General features: G+C 39.8%; 16 protein-coding genes. 12 read left to right on the plus strand and 4 right to left on the minus strand.

What is annotated here, in order from left to right:
* Positions 1-341: 341 nt before the first annotated feature.
* The 9 genes from ACYVLS_RS05505 to ACYVLS_RS05545 all read left to right on the plus strand — a co-directional run bounded on the left by ACYVLS_RS05505 (position 342) and on the right by ACYVLS_RS05545 (position 14,833).
* Entirely contained in the window at positions 342-1,250 is a 909-nt protein-coding gene (locus ACYVLS_RS05505; protein ID WP_460322160.1) for a nuclease-related domain-containing protein, read from the plus strand.
* Between the two features lie 709 nt (positions 1,251-1,959).
* On the plus strand, positions 1,960-4,131 hold the full coding sequence (locus ACYVLS_RS05510; RefSeq protein ID WP_460322163.1) for a glycoside hydrolase family 3 N-terminal domain-containing protein: 2,172 nt from the start codon (positions 1,960-1,962) through the stop codon (positions 4,129-4,131).
* A complete protein-coding gene (locus tag ACYVLS_RS05515; protein ID WP_460322165.1) occupies positions 4,132-7,473 on the plus strand; it encodes a GH36-type glycosyl hydrolase domain-containing protein in 3,342 nt (1,113 codons plus the stop codon).
* A gap of 90 nt (positions 7,474-7,563) precedes the next feature.
* Complete coding sequence (locus tag ACYVLS_RS05520) at positions 7,564-8,838, plus strand: sugar ABC transporter substrate-binding protein (RefSeq protein WP_460322168.1); 1,275 nt, start codon at positions 7,564-7,566, stop codon at positions 8,836-8,838.
* Positions 8,839-8,911: 73 nt separating this feature from the next.
* Entirely contained in the window at positions 8,912-9,793 is an 882-nt protein-coding gene (locus tag ACYVLS_RS05525) for a carbohydrate ABC transporter permease (protein WP_460322170.1), read from the plus strand.
* A 21-nt stretch (positions 9,794-9,814) separates the two neighbouring features.
* Positions 9,815-10,636: a carbohydrate ABC transporter permease gene (locus ACYVLS_RS05530; RefSeq protein ID WP_460322173.1), complete on the plus strand. Its 822-nt coding sequence runs from the start codon at positions 9,815-9,817 to the stop codon at positions 10,634-10,636.
* A 91-nt stretch (positions 10,637-10,727) separates the two neighbouring features.
* Positions 10,728-12,194 (plus strand): sulfatase family protein, encoded by a 1,467-nt coding sequence (locus tag ACYVLS_RS05535; protein WP_460322176.1) that lies wholly within the window; start codon positions 10,728-10,730, stop codon positions 12,192-12,194.
* 57 nt (positions 12,195-12,251) lie between these two features.
* Positions 12,252-13,187, plus strand: coding sequence for a LacI family DNA-binding transcriptional regulator (locus ACYVLS_RS05540; protein WP_460322178.1), 936 nt, complete (start codon positions 12,252-12,254; stop codon positions 13,185-13,187).
* A gap of 23 nt (positions 13,188-13,210) precedes the next feature.
* Positions 13,211-14,833: a glycoside hydrolase family 13 protein gene (locus tag ACYVLS_RS05545; RefSeq protein ID WP_460322181.1), complete on the plus strand. Its 1,623-nt coding sequence runs from the start codon at positions 13,211-13,213 to the stop codon at positions 14,831-14,833.
* 72 nt (positions 14,834-14,905) lie between these two features.
* On the opposite strand, the gene ACYVLS_RS05550 is transcribed toward ACYVLS_RS05545, so the two are convergent.
* Entirely contained in the window at positions 14,906-16,210 is a 1,305-nt protein-coding gene (locus tag ACYVLS_RS05550; RefSeq protein ID WP_460322184.1) for a glucoamylase family protein, read from the minus strand.
* Positions 16,211-16,464: 254 nt separating this feature from the next.
* Here ACYVLS_RS05550 and ACYVLS_RS05555 point away from each other — a divergent pair, with 254 nt between their 5' ends.
* A complete protein-coding gene (locus ACYVLS_RS05555; RefSeq protein WP_460322187.1) occupies positions 16,465-16,920 on the plus strand; it encodes a GNAT family N-acetyltransferase in 456 nt (151 codons plus the stop codon).
* 345 nt (positions 16,921-17,265) lie between these two features.
* On the plus strand, positions 17,266-18,141 hold the full coding sequence (locus tag ACYVLS_RS05560) for a nuclease-related domain-containing protein (protein WP_460322190.1): 876 nt from the start codon (positions 17,266-17,268) through the stop codon (positions 18,139-18,141).
* A 214-nt stretch (positions 18,142-18,355) separates the two neighbouring features.
* On the opposite strand, the gene ACYVLS_RS05565 is transcribed toward ACYVLS_RS05560, so the two are convergent.
* Positions 18,356-19,594, minus strand: coding sequence for an aminopeptidase (locus ACYVLS_RS05565; RefSeq protein ID WP_460322192.1), 1,239 nt, complete (start codon positions 19,592-19,594; stop codon positions 18,356-18,358).
* Between the two features lie 287 nt (positions 19,595-19,881).
* Here ACYVLS_RS05565 and ACYVLS_RS05570 point away from each other — a divergent pair, with 287 nt between their 5' ends.
* On the plus strand, positions 19,882-20,451 hold the full coding sequence (locus ACYVLS_RS05570; RefSeq protein ID WP_460322195.1) for a TetR/AcrR family transcriptional regulator: 570 nt from the start codon (positions 19,882-19,884) through the stop codon (positions 20,449-20,451).
* 57 nt (positions 20,452-20,508) lie between these two features.
* Here ACYVLS_RS05570 and ACYVLS_RS05575 read toward each other — a convergent pair whose 3' ends face one another.
* Together ACYVLS_RS05575 and ACYVLS_RS05580 are read right to left on the minus strand one after the other, a co-directional pair.
* Entirely contained in the window at positions 20,509-21,354 is an 846-nt protein-coding gene (locus ACYVLS_RS05575; RefSeq protein WP_460322198.1) for an aldo/keto reductase, read from the minus strand.
* 158 nt (positions 21,355-21,512) lie between these two features.
* On the minus strand, positions 21,513-21,965 hold the full coding sequence (locus tag ACYVLS_RS05580) for a flavodoxin (RefSeq protein ID WP_460322200.1): 453 nt from the start codon (positions 21,963-21,965) through the stop codon (positions 21,513-21,515).
* Positions 21,966-22,220 lie beyond the last annotated feature (255 nt).

A 22,220-nucleotide genomic window follows, 5' to 3' on the forward strand; every position in this document is an offset into this window, starting at 1 on the left:
ATGGTGAAATGATTCCAGAATACTTTGTAAGTCACACGGGGATCGTATATGACAATAGAACACAAAAATAAAAAGGTCAGCAGATAATAAAGAGTCCTCGGGCGAACTTTGCCCGAGGTTTTCTTATGTTTACTGTTCTATATAAAATCTGATATCTCTTAATTCAGTAGCCTTTAACTGTTCTGAAATTTTACACCCCACAGTTATTCAATCTACTAGAAGTGTAGGTGCTTTATTTGTTGAAGTCGCCGGAAATTAAGATATTTGTTTGAATAAAAAAGTGAATTTCTTGACGCTTGGATAGTATCTATATTAAGGATTCATAAAGGAGGAAGATTTAAATGATAAATAAACTACGTGCGCAACCACTTCAATTACAAATACTGGAGCAGTTAAAAAAGAGACAGCAGCTGAGCACTGAGGATTTCAGTTATTTAACAAGTTTGAGAAAAGGCTATGAGGGAGAGCTGCAATTTGATGAGACACTGAAAAGGTTAACATGTGAACACATTATTTTAAGTGATTTAGTGTTGGAAGTGAATCGGCAGACGTTTCAAATAGATTCGCTCATTATCACTGGAGAAGGGGTAAACCTATATGAGATAAAGAATTATCAGGGAGAATATATCTATGAAAACAATGAGATGAAAATGCTGTCATCAAAAAAAGTAATCATAAAGCCGTCGACACAGTTAGACAAAACACGCTCATTGTTCAATATACTTTTGGAGCAGTTAAATTATAACATGACAGTTCGTACCTATGTCGTCTTTGTAAATCAAGAGTTTCTTCTCTATCAAGTATCGCCCAACCCAACCTTAATTCTCGCTCCAAAACTCAAAAAACATATCGAGCAGTTGAGTCTAATTGAGACACCATTAGAATTTGAGCATACACGTTTGGCTGACAAATTAAAGGACTTGCACTTAACAGATAATCGATTCATCAAGCTACCTGAATACCACTATAATGAGCTGAAAAAAGAGGTTGTTTGTCCCCATTGTCAGAATAACTTGAGAACTCTCACGGAACGCACTACTCACTGTGTCAAGTGTGATTACAGTGAAGCAAATACTGATATAATTTTGAGGGAAATCGAGGAATTCCAACTACTCTTTCCAAACTTCAGACTAACAACTTATATCATATACGATTGGTGTGGAAAAATGTACTCAAAAGATAGTATCCGACGTACTTTGAAAAAGAATTATAAAGAAATAGGAATAAAGAAAGGAAAATACTACTCTTGATATGCTAGAGAGTTATTTATTTTGTATTCAATAAGCGAAAGAGGAAGCGAATCGGTATTATAGCGGGATAATTGTGATTCAGCGATTAAAATAACTGGTCAATGCCGATAAAAACAGGATAATTGCGATTCGCTCATCAATAGCAAAGCCGAACCTCGATTAAACGAATATAATCGTTATTCAGAACAATACTGGAGTGCTGAATACTAATAATAACCTCCAAAACAAAAGACGAAGAAAGAAGCCAGCAGCTTCTTTCAACCACATTAGATCTACAAAATGCTAAGATAGATTTATTTGGTATTCAATAAGCGAAAGAGGAAGCGAATCGATATTATAGCGGGATAATTATGATTCAGCGATAAAAATAACTGGTCAACGCCGATAAAAACAGGATAATTGCGATTCGCTCATCAATAACAAAGCCGAACCTCGGTTAAACGAATATAATCGTTATTCAGAACAATACTGGAGTGCTGAATACTAATAATAACCTCTAAAACAAAATAAGAAGCAAGAAAAGCCGTCACTCCGAAAGCTAGACTAAGAAATCTAACTTTCGGAGTGACGGCTCAATTTATTTACACAGTAAACGTATTATTTTATTTTATTTCAAGAAAGCACTTGCAAGATATCTTTTTTTGATTATACTTCCTTTATCGAAACGTTTCGACAAAAATGTTTCAGTAGTGACTTAAGGAGAGATTGTGTGGAAGACATTAAATTAAAAGAGTTACTCAATCAGATGACTCTTGAAGAAAAGATAGGTCAATTATCTCAGATTTCGGGCGAACCTTATCTTTCGGATAACTTTGAGATAACCGGTCCGCTTGCAGAAATGGGTATACCTGAAAATCTGGTATCTGTTGCCGGAAGTATTCTAGGAGCTTCCGGAGCTGAAGCGAATAAAACGATTCAGGACAAATACTTAGAACATAGCCGTTTAAACATTCCGTTGCTTTTTATGGCTGATATTATTCATGGCTACAAAACAATTTTTCCAATTCCATTAGGCATCGGAGCAACTTGGAGTACATCGCTTGCCAAGGAAAGTGCTTATGTATCAGCAGTAGAAGCCGCTGTATCTGGCGTCCATGTAACCTTTTCGCCCATGGTGGATTTAGTACGTGATCCTAGATGGGGAAGAGTTATGGAAACAACTGGAGAAGACAAGTACTTAAATGAACGATTTGCAGAAGCGTATGTTAGGGGATATCAGGGTGATTCTTACTCAGAGCCTTACACAATTGCTTCATGTGTGAAACACTTTGCAGCATACGGAGCTCCTGAAGGCGGAAGAGACTACAACACTGTAAATATGTCGGAGCGTCAGCTGAGAGAAGATTATCTGTCTGCCTACAAGGCTGCAATAGATGCAGGAACCGAATTGGTGATGACATCTTTTAACGTAGTTGATGGTATTCCATCGACTGGAAATAAGTGGTTATTGAACGATGTACTCAGAGAAGAATGGGGATTTGACGGCGTGGTCATTTCTGACTGGGGTGCTGTTAAAGAGCTTATACCTCATGGTGTCGCTGCAAGTGAAGAAGAAGCGGCTTATAAAGCCATAAATGCCACGATGGATATTGAAATGATGACGTTTACTTATTCTAGATACTTGGAAAAGTTGATTTCTGAAGGAAAAGTATCCGAGCAGCTGCTGGATGAAGCAGTATTACGCATTCTGACACTCAAAAATAAACTCGGATTATTTGAAAATCCTTACCGAGCAGCTAATGTTGACGAAGAGAAGGAAAAAATCTTTTCGGATGAACACAGAAGTAAGGCGCTTAAGATAGCAGAAGAATCCCTTGTTTTACTTAAGAATGATAGTGTACTTCCGCTTGACAGCAAAAATCAAAGGATTGCGTTAATTGGACCATTCAGTAAAGGTGAAAACATACTGGGAGCCTGGTCTTGGAGAGGTGAACCTAAACAAGCCACTCAGCTATTTGATGCACTGACTAAAGAATTTCCTGAAGATTCGCTCCATTACGCAGCGGGAAGCACCATTTCTGAAACATCGGAAGACATGTTAGAGGAAGCAGAAGAAATAGCCAGCCAGTCGGATGTTATAGTCTTAGCATTGGGTGAAAGTGCAGACATGAGTGGAGAGGCAGCAAGTCGAACAGATATTACACTCCCCGGAGTACAGAAACAATTGATCAAGCGATTATCCAAGCTTAACAAACCAATAGTCACCGTGCTGTTTAACGGTAGGCCCTTAGACTTAAATGCTATTGAACCTTATTCAGATGCCTTGCTGGAAGCTTGGTTCCCTGGAACAGAAGGTGGACAGGCGATAGCGAATTGTCTGACAGGTAAAGTCAATCCTTCAGGCAAACTGCCGATGTCTTTCCCTGATAATGTGGGGCAGGTTCCAGTCTACTATAATCACTTCAATACAGGGAGACCGGTTGAAACGACACCTGACAAGAAATATTCTTCAAAATATATTGATTCATCAAACTATCCGAAATATGCATTCGGCTTTGGATTAAGTTACACAACGTTTGAATATAGTGAAATCAATATGTCTAAAAATAGCTTGTCAACAAAGGAATCGCTTGAAGCTGAAGTGACCGTAACAAACACAGGTAATGTCTCAGGAAAAGAAGTTGTTCAACTTTACATTCGGGACTTGGTTGGAGACGTGGTTCGTCCAATAAAAGAACTCAAAGGCTTTGAGAAAATAGCCCTTGAACCTGGAGAGTCAAAAAAGGTAAGTTTCACACTCAAAGAAGACATGCTTCGCTATGTTCATTCTGATCTCAAAACGTATTCGGATGAAGGAGAATTTGAAGTCTACATTGGTGGAGACAGTTTAACTGAACGTGTAGAGAAATTTAAATTAATAGAGACAGTTAGGAGTATTTAAATGGTTGAAGTAGCAACAGGAGTGAAGCACACACATCGATTAAAGAAAAAAGACACAGAGTTTACCTTTTTACCATCCGGTGATGTCCATCAGGCGAATGTAAATGGAATCATGCTGAATCAGGTACTGGGGAATACATTAGATGGATCGTTAAACAACTTATTTTTAAGAATTCATGAAAATGGTGTAATCACACATACACCCATGCTGGGAATTAAATCAGAGAGTGTTTTCCATGTAAACGAAGAGAGCGTTAGATGGACAGGAGAGTTTAATGACGTCAGTTATACAGTAACATTTCAGCTGGGAGAATTGAATTCTTGGTACTGGACAGTTGATGTTGAATCAACAGAAAAAACTGTGGACGTTGTTTACGGCTGGGATTTAGGTCTGAATTACCAGGGAGCTTTACAATCGAACGAAGGATATGTGGCTCAATATGTTGGGCACTCTGTTTTCCAAGGAGACAATGGTTGTGTCGTCTGTTCGAGACAGAATCAGTCTGATGAAGCCTTTCCATATGTCCAGCAGGGCGGGTTAACCCAAACGGTTGGGTATTCCACAGATGGCTTCCAGTTTTTTGGCAAGTCTTATAAAGAAACAGATGAAATCGAACAGTTAAACAAACCTTCACTAACTAATAAAGTTTATCAGTACGAATTTAACTATACTGCACTTCAATCGGAAAAAGTAAACCTTTCAGGGTCACATCAGTTTGTATTTTATGGTCTGTATAAAGCGAATCATCCAGAGGCGGTAACTGAACTCGACTTTACTGAAGATATAAAAAATGACTATCAAAACTTGACTAGTCTGAATGACTACAGGGCTATTGAGAAAGTGTCATTATCGCAGTCAATTGGTCAGCCGATGACTTCTGAAAGTCTGACCCAAGCTGAATTAGACGATCTGTATCCAAATCGGGTTCAAGAAGAAAAAAATGGTGAGATCATGCATTCCTTCTTCACAGAAGACTACAGTCACGTTGCTCTAAAAGAAAAAGAAGTGGAATTGGAAAGACAGCATGGACATATCATCTATACCCGAAACGAATTGACAACAGACACGCCTGTAATGGCTACAACGTCATGGATGACAGGTGTATTTAACTCTCAAGTGGTGTTGGGTAATACAAACATGAATAAATTCATGACAAATACGCGAAATCATCTGAATGTACTGAAGGCACAAGGACAAAGAATTTACATTAAGACAGATGAACAATACCACTTACTGACTATGCCGTCTCTCTTTGAAATGGGCTTCAACTACGTTCGCTGGATTTATAAAACGGATGGGGAAATATTTACAGTAACTAATTTTACACACAGTCAATCGGACACGATTAAACTGAAAATAGAAGCTGCAAGCGGAAAAGCGTATGCATACAAAGTAACGAACCAGGTTGTCCTAAACGATGGAGAGTATGCAGTACCCTTTAAATACAGTCAGAGAGACAATCTTCTGACATTCAAACCGGGCAATGACAGCTTTATTAATACTGCCTATCCAGAACTAACGTATCATATGTATGTTGAAGGTCCGAGTATCACATGCTCTGACGGATCCAGTCTTCTGGAAAAACCAGCGGGCTCAAATGCTTCTATGATTGTCTTGGATGTTCCAGAAACAGATACATTCTCATTGACCATTCAAGGTTCTATTGAAGGAAAAAACTATGAGTCTATGAACCTTTCGTTAGAAGAGGAAAAAGAGAAATTCAAAGCATTCTATGCTTCCACTATGAAGCACTTAAAACTGATGCACAAAGGGGCAGCAGCTGGTTCAGAAGTGGAAAAAATGAATCTGACTCTATGGTGGTATACGCATGACATGTTTGTCCATTACCTATCTCCTCACGGATTAGAGCAGTATGGTGGAGCAGCATGGGGAACGAGAGATGTAGCTCAAGGACCTGCTGAATACTTTATGGCAATGAAACAGTACGATATTGTTAAAAAAATAATTCTGAAGTTATTTACCCACCAGTTTAAAGAAGATGGGAACTGGCCGCAGTGGTTCATGTTTGATAATTATGTCAACATTCACTCAGATGAGAGTCACGGAGACATTATTGTCTGGCCGATGAAACTTCTTGCAGATTACCTTAAAGCAACTGAAGATTTCGCTATTTTGAAAGAAGAAGTTCCTTATCTGTCTAGAGAGACAAAACAGCTGACTGAAGAAAAAGAATCACTGTTCAAACATCTGAAAAAAGAAATCGATTATATTTCAACTCATTTCCTCGAAGGTACTGCATTATCTTCCTACGATGACGGAGACTGGGACGATACTCTGCAGCCGTTTAATGAAAAACTGAAAAAATATATGGCGAGCACATGGACAGTTGCTCTAACGTATCAGTCGTTGAGTACTTTATCTAGCACAATTGGATCGGTAGACGAAGGGTTCCAAAAAGAACTGGATCAGCTGACTGATAATATCAAGTCAGACTATGAATCCATCATTATGTCTGATGAAGTCATACCAGGATTCATATACATGGAAAACGGTGAGACTTACTTTATGATTCACCCTTCCGATACGAAGACAGGTATCACTTACCGTCTCTTACCGATGATTAGAAGCATGATTAGTGAACTGTTTGATGCTGAACAGGTGGATACTCATCTGGATATTATCAAAAAAGAGCTGACCTTTAACGATGGAATTCGTCTGATGAACAGACCGGCTGAGTACAAAGGCGGAGTCAGTTCAAACTTCAAGCGTGCCGAACAAGCAGCAAACTTCGGAAGAGAAATCGGTCTGCTATATGTCCATGCGCATATTCGTTACATCGAAGCTATGGCTAAAATCGGCATGGCAGATGAAACCTGGGATAACTTGCTGAAAATCAATCCAATCAATATTAAAGACCATGTACCGAATGCACAGATTCGTCAGAATAATTCCTATTTCAGTAGCTCTGATGCCGCATTTGATGACCGTTATGAAGCTCAGAATAATTACGATAAACTAAGAAACGGTGAAGTTGAAGTCAAGGGAGGTTGGCGTGTTTACTCAAGTGGACCGGGAATCTACTTGAATCAACTTATCTCAAATGTCTTAGGACTGAGAGAAGTCGGAGAAGAGGTTATATTCGATCCAGTATTGCCTGAAAAATTAAATGGACTAGAAATGTATTCCGAGTTATTTGGCAAACCAGTGACCGTCCAGTTTAATATCAGTTCGGAATCTAAACCAGATACCATAGAATTGAATGGAAATAAAATTCAAACTATAGATTTTTCTAATAAGTACAGAAGTACAGGTCTACAGGTTAAGAAAGCTGAAATAGTCAAGTATTTGACTGATAATAATAACAACTTGGTGATTAAATAAATAAAAGCACGTGAAAGTATTGAAAACGCTTTATGATTAGGTTATAATCATTTTGTCGAAACGTTTCAACAAATTAAGGAGGAAGTTAAAATGAACAAAAATTTTTCAAAGTTATTCAAAAGTAGTGCAACATTGGTCGCGGTAAGCATACTCGGAGCATGCGGGAATGGAAATGGAAATGCAGATACCGATAGTGACGCAGGAACCGATGTAGATTCAACAGTTGATGAGTTATCTGTTTGGATTATGGGAGACGGAAATGAACAAGCTCAGGACATCTTTGATGCTTATACAGAAGAAACAGGAATTGAAATTAATTTACAAAGTATTCCTTGGTCGTCAGCACATGATAGGCTCTTAACGGCAGTTGCTTCTGGAGAAGGTCCTGACGTCGTTCAGATGGGATCATCATTCATGGCAGAATTCAGTGATGCAGGTGCGCTGGCTGATATAACAGAGCAAATTGAGTCAAGAGATGCACTTGATCCTGAAAATTTCTATGAAGGGAACGTCAATACGACTCGCATTGATGACTCTTATTATGGTGTCCCATGGTACACAGAGACACGAGCACTTTATTACAGAACGGATTTGCTTGAGGAAGTAGGTTATCCTGAAGGACCGTCTACATGGGATGAACTTTATGATGCAGCGACTCAGTTATCTGAGCGAGGTGATAACATGTACGGTTTCGATATCAACTTCCAGGAACCGACATTTGGATTCATGTTCGCCAGACAGAATGGTTCGGAGATTATCACTGAAGATAATCAAGCTGTCATTAATGAACCTGAGTTTGTTGAAGCAATCGATTATCTTAAACAGTTTGTAGATAATGGAGCCTCTCCAAGTCAAGATCTCGGCTTGGAACTTTCACAAACCTTTGGTGGAGACGGTGTCGTACCGATGTTCATCAGCGGACCATGGTCTATTACTAATATTAATAATGAAACAACAGATATTGAAGGAGACTGGGCAATTAGAACCTTACCTGAAGGACCAGAAAACAATATGTCCAATACGGGTGGAGCTAACTTGTCCGTCTGGAGCAGTTCCGACAATGTTGAAGCAGCTGTCGACTTGATCGAATATATGACAAATACAGAGAGTCTGCTGGCATACTACGAGAACACCAGCTCACTACCGGCACGTACAGATGTATGGGATGAAGAACCTTTCCAAGGTGAATTTATCGAAGTTTTTGGTGAACAGCTTGAAAGTTCAGAACACATGCCTGTTATTAAAGAGTGGGATTCTATTGCTCAGTCTTATCTCTCAACATTTGAATCGATTATGATAGGTGGAGCCGATACGCAGGAAGCACTTGACGGTCTCAATACAGAAGTTCAAAGCATGTTAGATTAATAGGACTCAGACTCAGAGAATATCATAACATCTATTCTCTGAGTCTTTTTCTCTTAAGAAAGGAATATTAAGCATGAAAAGTAAAAAAGCTCCATATTTATTTATTGCTCCTGCGCTTATCTTGTTGTTCGTCTTTTCCATATTGCCTATTTTTCTGGCATTATTTATCAGTTTCACTGATATGAGCTTGGCGGGGTTAGCGGACTACTCGAGGATTAGTTTCGTTGGGATTGGCAATTATACAACGATATTAAATGATCAGGTATTTAGAACAGCCATAACCAACACACTCTTTTATGTAGCATTCGGAGTGCCTCTGGTTATTTTGTTCTCACTTACCATAGCAATTCTAATAAAGCTTGGGGATAATCGCTTCTTCTCAATGATGAGAGTAGTTTTTTACTCTCCATCCATCACGAATATAGTCGCGGTAGCGCTAGTCTGGACATTTCTGTTCAATCCGAGTCAGCATATTGGGTTACTAAATCAGTTTTTAGCTTGGTTCAATATAGGGCCTGTTGGTTGGCTAACTAATACAGATATTTCTAAAGTTTCTTTGGGGATACTGGCAGTGTGGAGAGCCATCGGTATTAATATGTTAATTTTTTCAGCTGCGCTTCAGAGTATTCCGGATTCCATGTATGAAGCTGCAGAGCTTGACGGAGCGAACAGATGGCAGCAAATTATTCGAATAACGATTCCCCAATTAAAGTTTTCAACATTCTTTGTCGTTGTTACGACCATTATTGGCTGGCTGCAGTTTTTTGAAGAACCTTTTGTAATGACAGACGGTGGGCCGCTGAACAGTACAATCAGTGTAGCTTTATTTATTTATAGGAATGGTTTCCAGTTGAATAGGTTTGGGTATGCAGCAGCAGGTTCACTCCTGTTATTTGTTGCAATAATTCTTGCAACGATTATTCAATTACGAATTCAAAAAGTAGATACCAAATAGTAATCGAAAGAGGTAATCAAAATGCTCAATGTAGATAAAAAAACAAAACTGGTAATCGGTATAGTCTTGGCGGTCTGGGGAGCGATGACTATAGTTCCTTTCTTCTGGATGCTGCTGGCAGCTTTTAAAACAAATGCTGAAATCGTATCAGTAGACCAGACTTTATTTCCTGAACAATGGTCTCTCGATAATTTCAGGATGCTGTTTGAACGTTTGAATTTCGATGTTTATTTCATAAACACAGCAATTATTACCGGGTTGAGTTTCGTAGGTCTGTTTCTAAATGCGATGGCCGGATTTGCCTTTGCTCACTATGAATTTAAAGGTAGAGAATTCCTGTTTCTGATGGTACTGGCAACTATGATGATTCCAGGCCAGGTTACTATGATACCGGTCTACCTAATCCTCAATCAGCTTGGTTTGACCAACACTTACCTAGGAATTGTTCTGCCGAGCCTGACCAGTGCATTCGGGATTTTTCTTTTTAGACAATTTTTTTCAAGCATCGCAGAAGAATTTTTCGAAGCCGCACGACTGGATGGGGCCAGTGAGTTCTATGTTTTTTTCAAAGTCGCTCTACCCTTATCAAAACCTATTTTAGCTGTACAAGGCATACTGACCTTCATCGGCGGCTGGAACTCCTTCCTGTGGCCACTGATTATCGCGAATGATCAGAGATACTATACATTATCCGTAGGACTTCAGCTACTGCAAGGACAGCATTCATCGAATCATGCCCTGCAAATGGCAGGAGCAGCTTTAATGGTCATTCCTATTCTAATTATGTTTATTTCACTACAGAAATATATTCTGACAGGGTTCAATATAACCGGAGGAAAATAATTAGATAAGAATCTATAATTTTAATAATAGGGAACTCAGTAAAAAGCTATTTGCTGGTTTTTTTGATAAAGTTAAGGAGTGAAGTTTAGTAATGAAGATAGTAATCTTAGATGTAGATTCTCTCAGACCTGATCATCTTGGATGTTACGGTTACCATAGAAATACTTCTCCAACAATTGATAAACTGGCAGAAGAGGGCATCCGCTTTACAAATTATTATACCTCAGACGCGCCATGTCTACCTTCGAGAACGGCATTAACTACCGGAATAATGGGTATTCGAACGGGACTTGTTAACCATGGTGGGACTGCCTCCAAACTCAAAGTCAGTGAGCAGCATCTGGATTTCAAAGATAATCTTGATAGATTCAGTCTACCGGGTTTATTTAGGCAAAAAGGGATGGAAACAACGTTAGTCAGTACTTTTGCAGAACGGCATGCTGCCTGGCATTTCAATGCGGGTTGGAATAATGTAATTAACGTTGGAAAACTGGGAGATGAAATAGCTTCAGACATTACACCCATTGCTCTCAACTACTTAAAAGAGAAAGAAGGAAAAGATGATTGGGTTCTGTATTTAAATTATTGGGACCCGCATACACCATACCGGACACCAGAGGAGTACGGAGAACCGTTTAAAGAAGCCCCGCTACCCGAATGGCTGACACAAGAGAAATTGGAAGAGGACAGAAACAAAGTCGGACCTCACTCAGCTAGAGAAGTGGATATGTACTGGAATAAGCCTATACCTGGCTTCCCAAGGCATATTTCCGAGCTGACTGATATGACTGATATGAGAAAATTGATAGACGGCTATGACACCGGTGTAAAATACATGGACGATCACTTGAATAAGGTGATAGACGAGTTGAAGAGGCAAGGAATAGAAGAGGAAGTGACTATTATCCTGACAGGGGATCACGGGGAAAATCTCGGGGAGTTGGGTATATATGCAGAACATGCAACGGCTGATCATTATACCTGCAACATACCCATGATTATTAAGTCTCCACTAGTGACAAAAGGACGAGTGGACAATGGTTTGCACTACAGTCTGGACTTGCTTCCGACCTTAGCTGACTTGCTGGAAGCTGAATCATACGAAGACTGGGATGGTCAATCTTTTGTTGAAACACTAAAGACAGGAATGGAAGCTGGTCGCGATTATCTCATAATCAGCCAGCAGGCACATGTCTGTCAACGGAGTGTGCGGTTTGGCGACTGGCTTTACATCAGAACTCATCATGACGGGTATCATTTATTTGACAAGCACCAGCTTTTCAACTTGAAAGAAGACCCACATGAAACTGTTAATCGAGCAAAAGAGAAGCCGGCTGTAGTAAAAGAAGCTGTATATTTACTGAATGAATGGCATGATGAAATGATGAAAAAAATGAATGAGCCAGTCGATCCCATGTGGACAGTATTGAAAGAAGGCGGGCCATTTCATGCCAACGGACATTTGGAGATGTATATCGAGGATAGACTAACTCCAACTGGGCGAACGCAAGCCGCAGAAAAGTTAAAAGCACGTCATCCGCAAGAATTTATAGGATAAGATTTAGTGATAATATAGTATAGTAAGTATATAGTATAACAAGGGTAGGTGAAAAGTATGGTTGGCATTAAAGATATTGCAAAAAAAGCAAATGTATCCATTTCTACAGTTTCGTATGCATTAAATGGCAATACACGTGTCAGCGAAGCGACACGTTCACGAATTCTGGCAATAGCAGAGGAAATGAACTATATTCCAAATCTTGCTGGTCAAAATCTAAGAAGACAGAAAACAAATATTATAGCAGTATACTTATCTTCTTACCAGGGAACGTTTTATGGGGAGCTCCTTGAAGGCATGCACCAGAAGGCTGGAGAATTAGGACTAGAGCTGATTGTCTGTTCAGGAAAACGATCGCGATTATTCCTGCCTCAGCAACTGATTGATGGCATTCTTGTTCTGGATATGACGTATACTGATGAAGAACTGCTGAAATATGCAGAATTTAACCATCCTATAGTTGTTCTGGACAGAGATTTGAATCACAAAAATATCCGTTCAGTTCTTTTGGAAAATAAATCCGGATCAAAAGCAGCAATGGAATCTCTTGTTCAAGAAGAAGTAGAAAAAGTTTATATTATTTCCGGTCCCCTCAATAACTACGATAGTTCTCAACGTATTAGTGCAGCAATGGAAGTAGCAGAAAAGTACGCATTGGATGTCGAGATAATAGAAGGAGATTTTACCGAAGAGTCCGGCTATTTGGCAGGTGAGGAAATGAAGTGGGAAGCCAGCAAAACATACGGTATATTTGCATTGAATGATGAAATGGCTTTGGGGATTCATAATTATCTAAAAGAACATAATCAGAAAATTGGGCAGGAAGTCTTTATTAGAGGGTTCGATAAAAATCAGGTGACTCTCTACTTAGACCCTCCCATTCATAGTGTCTCTTATTCAAAATATAATTGGGGAGCTATGGCAGTCGAAACGCTGGAGAAATTGATTAAAGAAGAAAATGTTGAAAACAAGCATGTAGAAACTGAATTTTAGAAGACGGTTTAAGGAGCTGACAAATGAGCTGGTGGAAAAATGCTGTATTTTATCAGATTTATCCAAGAAGTTTTAATGATTCAAATGGTGATGGAATTGGAGATATTCCAGGAATAATAGAGAAACTGGATTATCTGGAAAATTTAGGTGTGAATGGTATTTGGTTAAGTCCGGTATATGACTCGCCTAACGATGATAACGGTTACGACATTAGTGATTATGAAGCGATTCACCCGGATTATGGGACAATGAATGATATGGACCGTCTGATAGAAGAAGCGCGCAAGCGTAACATTCGAATAGTTATGGACCTTGTTGTCAATCATACATCCGATGAACATAAGTGGTTTATTGAAGCTAAGAAAAGCAAAGACAGCAAATACCGTGATTATTATATTTGGCGTGACCCGGTAAATGGAAAAGAACCCAACGAGCTGACCTCCATGTTCGGCGGTCCAGCTTGGGAGCTGGACGAGAAAACTGGCCAATATTACCTTCATCTATTTAGTAAGAAACAGCCTGATTTGAATTGGGACAATGAAGAAATGAAAAAAGACGTGTATAAAATGATGAATTTCTGGCTGGATAAAGGCATCGGGGGATTCCGAATGGACGTCATTGATTTAATCGGAAAAGATCCGGATAATATGATAACAGGCAATGGTCCTAACTTGCATCAGCTGATACAGGAAATGAACCGTAATACTTTCGGACATTACGATGTGATGACGGTTGGAGAAACGTGGGGGGTAACGCCGGAAACAGCTCCTTTATATGCATCTCCAGAAAGAAACGAATTGTCGATGGTCTTTCAGTTTGAACACCTTACATTAGATGAAGAACCGAATACATCCAAATGGGATTTAATGGATCTCGATTTTATTAACCTGAAAAGGGTATTCAAAAAATGGCAAACAGAGCTACCGAAAGACACTTGGAATAGTCTCTTCTGGAATAACCATGATACCCCACGGATAGTGTCCAGATGGGGAAATGATAAAGAGCACCGAGAAAACAGTGCTAAGTGTTTTGCGACGATTCTTCATATGATGAGAGGAACACCCTATATTTTTCAAGGAGAAGAAATTGGCATGACTAACAGACCAATCTCTGATATCTCGGAAGCGGAGGATATTGAATCGGTCAATATTTATCATGAACGACTCAGTAAAGGCTATACTCACGATGAAGTTATACAATCTATCAATGCTAAAGGTCGGGACAATGCCCGAAGGCCTATGCAGTGGACGAGTGATGAACAGGCTGGTTTTACGACTGGGAAACCGTGGATAGCCGTTAATGAAAATTATCTGAGCATAAACGTTGAGGAAAACTTAGCTGATGAACAGTCAGTTTTTGCTACATATAAAAAGCTGATTGAATTGAGAAAAGAGAATGATATTGTCGTTAAAGGAGAGTTTAAGCTATTATTGGAAGAACATCCGCAGATTTTCGCGTTTGAAAGGTACTATAATGGAGAGAAGTGGACAGTTGTAGCTAACTTTAGTGACAAACCTTGTGATGTATCAATAGGTGACCAAACTATAGAAAGCAAGGGGATACTTATAAGTTCTCATAACCGTAAGCGAGTGAATCTTTCAGAACTAAAGCTTGAACCATATGAATCCTTTGTTATAAAAAACTAAGTTATCCTTTTTCATAAATAAAGAACCCGAGAATTCTCATTAAAATAAGAATTTTTGGGTTCTTTATATATTCTAATCTAAGTTAAAGTCTTCCTCAGTCAGCAGTCTTTCTGGGAGACTACCAATGTCACTATTATGAAAATGTTCGCGTATGATGCCGTCGTGCAAATAATTCGCTATAGATAACATTATCATTCCTTGATCCAGAGACAGATAGGTTTCAGCTACTTCATTAGTAGTGAGGTTTAATGTATCGTAATAACCGTATTCACCATACATATCATGGTCTTTTAAATACTCAAGGTTAGAGAAAACTGCGTCACTGTCATAGTCCAGTGCAAGAAAGCTGGCATGTGGTGTGACAGTAGCATCATCTTCATAACCAGAAATACCCATGACTGGAGCGCCAAACTCTGAGTAGCCATTAGGAATGGCAGCAGGTGAAAAGCCCCAAGCCTCTAAACCATTCATCTCAGCATACTTAATCTGTCCTTCTACATGACGAGCATTGTTCAAACCTAACCCACTCTCAGCTAAGGTAATTTCATCAATTATTAGAGCCGGCATAAGCGCTTCGAACATACTCCCGCCCCAGCTTGGAACATAGGTAATGTCCTCATACTCGTAATGTCCTTGATAGACATCTATGCCATCATAACTGACCATTTCTCCTGTCGGAATCTGTGATTGCCATGTATCAGCCGGCACATTTGTCCGGTTCATATGCCACCAATGCTCTTTCGGGACATCTCCTTTTCCGATTGCAAGATAACTTGTTATGCGGGTTTCTGAATAAAGTGTACCGTAGTGATGGTCTGTTAGAGAATCTGTTTCCACATCGTATCCACCATAAAAAAGGCCATGGGATTCATCATAGAGTGAACTGTAATCCATACTCTCAACAAGAGGAGAGGTGCGGTCAGATAAGCCTTCAAAATACGAGCCGGTTACAATCAAACTTGCAGTCAGCCAGCCGTTATCCACCATTGATATAAATTGGCCCCAGTCAGTCATCAGTTCTCTGTCTTCAATGTAATACCAATTGTAATATAAACCATTCCAGGTTTTCATTTCTTCCAGAGACTCAATTGTCGCAAGAATGCGCTCTTGTCCTTCGTCAGCTTCTATAATATCCATCTCTACAGCTGATATAACACTAAGTATGTACATGGCAATATTTGTAGGTGAAGTATGCCCAGCTATACGCGAGGAGCCGTTCAAGTCCACTCGGTCAGACGTCAGCCCAGTCTCTGCATGGGTGAAGTCATCAAAAAATCGGAAGGTATCTTCAGCTACGGTCATCAATTCTTCTTCCTCAGCCGAATTCTGACAGGCACTCAAAGTGAATAATGCTATTAAAGCAACTAGTAATTTCAAAATTTAGTCCTCCTATGTAAAAAAATTTTAATACGTTTGTCGAAACGTTTCAATAACTAATATTATAGCGTATTACTACTTGGAATAAAAGCGCTTTTATAATATACTTTTAACTGATTATGTTTTTAGATAAGGGAACGATAGTTTAGACACACATATATCGCTCACTCATTTATCAAAATGAAAAACACTTAAAGTATAATCGTAATGAGATGAATCTGTGTGAAACATACATAAATCAGGAGGCAAAGAAGATGAGACTTGAAAAAGTGAACGAACAGAACTGGCGTAAAGTCGTCAATCTGGAAGTCAAAGAATCTCAGCACAGCTACATCGAATCAAATGCCCAGTCTTTGCTGGAAGCGGCTTACGATACGTCGCTGGTCTGGTACCCGTTTGCGGTCGTCCACGATAGTGAGATCATCGGTTTTACAATGATTGGCAACTACAATCCGGAAGAAAAATGGATTTGGCTGGACCGCATCATGCTTGGCAAAGAAGCCCAGGGGAGAGGTCTGGGAACCGACTTGCTCAACGAAATAGTGACCACGATTACTGAAAATTGGGATGTCTGTGAGATTGTCTTGAGTGTGACTACGGATAACGAATCGGCCATTGGCTTTTATGAACGCTTCGGCTTCGAATGGCTCGACAAAACGGATCCGGCTAACGGCGAAAAACTGATGCGCCTGAGAATGGATACGATATAAAAAATAGCAAGCGGCGGGAGATGACTTGGAATGGATAATCATCTCTCGCTGCTTTTTTGTGTACTGAACAACGATTAACGACCAGTTAATCATCCTTCGCGGCTCTTTAAAATAATGAACAATGATTATCCCGAGATAATCATTGTTTACATTTCAAAAGGACACTGAAGTACGATTAAGTGCCCGATAATCATACTTCAGCATAAATATTACTCACAAAGTATGATTATTGTTTTTTATTTTCGTCAATTTTAGACTTTTTCGGCAATATATATAGTAAGACCGATTAAGGGAGTGATTTTTATCATCTTAAAACACAGAATGGAGTCCAAACAGCTGAAAATATTGGCTGAACTGCAACGAAGGCAGGGCTTAAACAAAGAGGATAGTGACTATTTAGAGCAGTTACTTAAGGGATTCGAAGGAGAGAAGATATTTGATGAAAAACTTGAATCGTTAAATACTGAGTATTTGATTTTGCAGGACCTGCAACTCGAAGTAAATCGACAGACTTTCCAGATAGACACACTTGTCCTGTCGGAATCTAAAATAGTCGTTTATGAAGTGAAAAATTACCAAGGGGAATATGTCTATAGTGATAAGGAATTAATCCATTTTCCTCGTGGAAATGTGATCCTCAACCCACTCACTCAACTAAACAGATCAGTAACTCTGCTTAAAATCCTTTTACAGAAACTCAATATAAAAAGTGAAGTGAGCGGGAAAGTCGTGTTCGTCAATCCATCTTTTGTCTTATACAACTCGCCACCATCCAAAGAAATTCTTTTGCCACAACAGATTGAAAAGCATATCAGACGATTGAACAGCCACTCAATATCCATTGGTTCAGCCTCAAACAAGCTAGCTGATAAATTACTCGAAATGCATAAAGTCGATGAGCGCTTTATCAAAGTGCCAGCTTATTCATTCGAAGGGTTAATAAAACAAGTAAACTGCCTGGAGTGCCGCTCTGAAATGGTTAGACAAAGTCTAAGGAAATCTGTTTGCTCAAAATGTGACTTTGGTGCACGAAACGAATGGCTTATTCAAAATGAAGTTGAAGTTTTTGTCTTGCTTTTTCCAGAAAAGAAGGTAACCACTACACATATACATGACTGGTGCGGAAGATTTTTCTCAGCTCAAAGTATATATAAAGTGTTAAGCAGAAAGTATGTGCAGGTAGGAAGCAAAAAAGGGAACTTCTACGTAATAGATCAGTAACCTTAAGTAAATATAAGCGGCGAAAGATGATTACAAGTAGATAATCATCTTTCGCCGCTTGTTTGTGTTCNTTGTTTACATTTCAAAAGGACACTGAAGTACGATTAAACGCACGATAATCATACTTCAGCCTCCCAAATCCAATTAAAGAATGATAAAAGGAAAAACTCACTTGAGAGTCAAGTGAGTTTCATCATCATAAAGACTATTCAGTTTATGCCCAGGCACCTTTACGGAAAACAGGGACGCGGGTTCCGTCTTCACGGATTCCGTCGATATCCATTTCATTTGAGCCAATCATGAAGTCAACGTGGACATCAGAACGGTTCAAGCCGGCTTCTTTCAGCTCGTCTTCAGACATTTCCGTTCCGCCTTCTAAGTTAAAGGCATAAGCTGATCCTAAAGCCAGGTGGTTTGATGCATTCTCATCGAACAGCGTATTGAAGAATGTCAGACCTGACTGAGAAATAGGTGACGCATCAGGAACTAAAGCAACTTCACCTAAACGGGCAGCTCCTTCATCTGTTTCAATCAATTTCTTCAAAACGTCTTCACCTTGCTCGGCAGTTACTTTTTCAACTTTACCGTCTTTGAAGTGGAATTCCATGCCTTCAATAACAGTACCGGCATAGCTTAATGGTTTAGTAGAAACAACTACGCCGTCCACACGGTTAGCGTCGGGAGCTGAGAACACTTCTTCTGTCGGCATGTTTGCCATGAAGCGCTCGCCACGGACGTTCAAGCTGCCCGCACCTTCCCAACGGTGACCTTTCGGTAGGCCAACTGTCAAGTCAGTTCCTGGAGCAGTGTAGTGAAGGGCTACAAACTGTTCTTTATTCAGTTCGTCTGCTTTAGACTCAAGCGTCTTGTCTTTTTCAGTCCATGTCGCAACGGGGTTTTCATCATACAGGTGAATCGCTTTGAAGATGGCATCCCATAAAGCGTCAACTTGTTCTTCAGTCGTTTCCAGTTCAGGGAAGACTTTAGCTGCCCATTTTTCACCGGCTGCCGCTGCAACAACCCAGCTGACTTTATTTGACTGAGTCGCTTTACGCATGGCTGAAAACGCACGGCCGTTAGCTTTTTGAGCAGCCGCAATCTTATCGCTGTCCAGTCCTTTTAGTGAGTCTGGATCAGATGATCGCAGGCTGATACGGCTGGCACCTTTTTCAATATGGTCTAGAGATTCGTCAACTTTGTACTGAGGCACATTAGCTACAACTTCTTTAGGCGCATAGGTGAAAGTAGAACGGGTGATTAAATCATCGGTCCATTTCACGATGACTTCTTTAGCTCCTTTTTTATAAGCCGCTTCAGTCACAAGGCGAGCCAGGGGAGCCTGATCTACGTCGACGCTTAAGACAACGGTGTGGCCTTCAGAAACGTTTACACCAGTATTGACGATTAAGTCAGCGTATTTTTTTAAATGGTCTTCGAAATTTGGTAAAGTCATTAAAAATTCCTCCTAATAGTTAATCTCACTCTTATCATTTTAACATAAATGACGTTGTGTCACAATCTACGAAAAAAAGTTACATTATTAATGTTTTTGTACAATATGAATTAGTTTGCCTTGTGAACTAATTCATATGATAATAAGCTTACAATTGATGGAACCGTGTCGTAAATATGTATTTTGTCAAGGTAAACTTTTTTTGACTAGTTTATTATGTTATACTAGTTAAGGAAATCAGCTTGGCAAGGTTGAAAAAAATCGAGAGAGTAAGGAGTGGGAGTCTCGTGCCTAGAAAAAGAAGAATCTTACGGCATCATATACTAGATGCGGCTGTTAATCTCATGAGTGAAGAAGGCTTCGAACGGTTCACTGCGAGAAGAATTGCGGAGCAGCTTAATGCGTCAACGCAGCCAATATATAAAGAGTTCAAGAATATGGATGACTTGAAAATTCATCTGACAACACATATAGAGGAATTTTTGAAAGAGAATATATTTTACGATGGCGATACTCCACTGGATGTGAGAGAAGTATGCACAAATTACATACTATTCGCAAAAAATGAAGGAACCTTGTTTGCTTCACTATTTATGGGAAGAGAATTATGTGCAACAACGCTACACGAATTTATTTATGAGTCACTGATTGAAGCGCTGAATCAGAATGAATTTGCAGAGAAACAGAGCAGGAAAGACAAAGAAGAGCTGCTGGATATTGTCTGGCCGGCTGTTCACGGATACGCTATCCTAACTGCTCAAGGGAAATACGAGAAATCAAGCGAAACTCTGAAAAGAAAAATCAATCATATACTGGATCATTCATATAAAGTCTGGCAAATAGAACTGACAGCATAAAAAAACCGTTACTCAAAAGGGAACATCCTGGAGTAACGGTTTTTTGCTGGCGTAAATTTAAAACTCAATAGTGTCCGGATTCGCTGCACTGCCCGCGCGTCCTTTTAGACCGTCGATTAGAGCCATGTCATACGCTTCAATTTCAAAATCAAAGACATCCACATTTTCCCATACACGTTCTTTCGTGACAGTTTTCGGCAGTGGCAGATAGCCGTGCTGCAGACTCCACTTCAGTACCAGCTGAGCAATGGTCTTGTCATATTTTTCAGCCAATTCTTTCAGTTCATCGATATCAAATATTTTACCAGTGCCAAGCGGACTGTAGGCTTCTGATAGGATGTTATGCTTCTTGTTGTATTCAACAACGTCTGGTTGCATTTCGCTCGGGTTCAGTAAAATTTGATTGACCGCCGGCTTGATCTTCGCCGTTTCCATCAGCGGCTCCAGGTGACGGGGGTGGAAATTCGATACACCAATTGATTTAATTTTGCCTGCTTCAACAGCTTCTTCCATAGCTTTCCAGCTGCCCGCATTATCCTCTTTCCAGTTTTCCCGTGAATAAATGGGGTTAGGCCAGTGGATCAGCAGCAGGTCAATATAGCCACAGTCCAGTTCGCTCAAAGAATCCTCAATGGCCTGTTTCGTTTTATCGTAGCCATGCTTTTTATTATGCAGCTTGGTGGTGACAAAGATATCTTCTCTTGGCACACCGCTTTCTTTAAGAGCCTCTCCAACAGCTGCTTCATTTTTATAAGCTGCTGCCGTATCAATATGACGGTAGCCAGCTTCCAGAGCCCAAAGAACTGATTGTTTCGCTTCCTCGTCTGAAGCCTGCCAGGTTCCAAATCCGATAACCGGTATCGTCAACCCGTTATTCATCGTATACGTATCCGTTAATGCCATGCTTATTCCAACTTTCCTTTTAGTGGTCTTCTATTAAAAAGTATACCGAAAGTGAGAATCGAGTGCCAATGAAATCGCTTTTCTCTACATATAAAAACTAACAGCCTAGTTGAAAGCGGCAGATGTCTACCGAAATCACTAAACTGTCAGAAAGGTTATTATTTTGAGTTGTATGAAGCAAGCAGTTCTTCAGCGAACTTAATCAAATTGTCTCTGTCTTCATCTTCGGGATTCAGATTTACTTTAACGCTCTCAGCGCCTTTAATGGCACCAGTCTTCGCGAACATCTCGTCGAAATCATCAACGGATTTGCAGTATTTTTCGTAAAATGTGTCTCCGGAACCGAATGCTCCGTAGATTTTTCCAGTCAGATCAACGTCTTCCAGTTCTTCATAGAAATCAACAATTTCATCTGGCAAATCAGCATCCGTTCCATAAGTGTATGTACCAACTAGTAAAATATCATAGTCGGCAAAATCTTCAGGATCGGCAAAAACGCTCTCCACTACTTCAACTTCTGCTCCCAGCTCGGTAAATGCCTCTTCGACGATCTCCGCACATTCTTCTGTGTTCCCAGTCAGGCTTGCATAGACAATCATAACTTTAGGCATGACCTTCGTCCTTTCTGTCTTCATTGTGTGACAAAACTATTTATGAAGCATACCATTAATTCGAGGTTTTTTCAATGTTGAATCATTTCACAAATGTTATCCTTCGCTAAATTTATCGCCACCTTTTATACGGGGCGTTAGTGAGAAAACCCCTGGTTTCAACCAGGGGATGAATCACGTCTCGAACGCCCGCTATTGTATTCTTTTAGCTGGTCCTGAACGTATTGCAGCACAACTTCTTTGGAGACGTCGCCT

It is taken from the genome of Alkalibacterium psychrotolerans (genome assembly GCF_054784355.1).

What these genes read in the sequence shown, in the direction of transcription:
- ACYVLS_RS05515 (WP_460322165.1), top strand. Translation starts at nt 4,132, where the DNA reads ATGGTTGAAGTAGCAACAGGAGTGAAGCACACACATCGATTAAAGAAA.
- ACYVLS_RS05565 (WP_460322192.1), bottom strand. Translation starts at nt 19,594, where the DNA reads ATGACTTTACCAAATTTCGAAGACCATTTAAAAAAATACGCTGACTTA.
- ACYVLS_RS05525 (WP_460322170.1), top strand. Translation starts at nt 8,912, where the DNA reads ATGAAAAGTAAAAAAGCTCCATATTTATTTATTGCTCCTGCGCTTATC.
- ACYVLS_RS05575 (WP_460322198.1), bottom strand. Translation starts at nt 21,354, where the DNA reads ATGGCATTAACGGATACGTATACGATGAATAACGGGTTGACGATACCG.
- ACYVLS_RS05555 (WP_460322187.1), top strand. Translation starts at nt 16,465, where the DNA reads ATGAGACTTGAAAAAGTGAACGAACAGAACTGGCGTAAAGTCGTCAAT.
- ACYVLS_RS05535 (WP_460322176.1), top strand. Translation starts at nt 10,728, where the DNA reads ATGAAGATAGTAATCTTAGATGTAGATTCTCTCAGACCTGATCATCTT.
- ACYVLS_RS05540 (WP_460322178.1), top strand. Translation starts at nt 12,252, where the DNA reads ATGGTTGGCATTAAAGATATTGCAAAAAAAGCAAATGTATCCATTTCT.
- ACYVLS_RS05580 (WP_460322200.1), bottom strand. Translation starts at nt 21,965, where the DNA reads ATGCCTAAAGTTATGATTGTCTATGCAAGCCTGACTGGGAACACAGAA.
- ACYVLS_RS05520 (WP_460322168.1), top strand. Translation starts at nt 7,564, where the DNA reads ATGAACAAAAATTTTTCAAAGTTATTCAAAAGTAGTGCAACATTGGTC.
- ACYVLS_RS05545 (WP_460322181.1), top strand. Translation starts at nt 13,211, where the DNA reads ATGAGCTGGTGGAAAAATGCTGTATTTTATCAGATTTATCCAAGAAGT.
- ACYVLS_RS05505 (WP_460322160.1), top strand. Translation starts at nt 342, where the DNA reads ATGATAAATAAACTACGTGCGCAACCACTTCAATTACAAATACTGGAG.
- ACYVLS_RS05530 (WP_460322173.1), top strand. Translation starts at nt 9,815, where the DNA reads ATGCTCAATGTAGATAAAAAAACAAAACTGGTAATCGGTATAGTCTTG.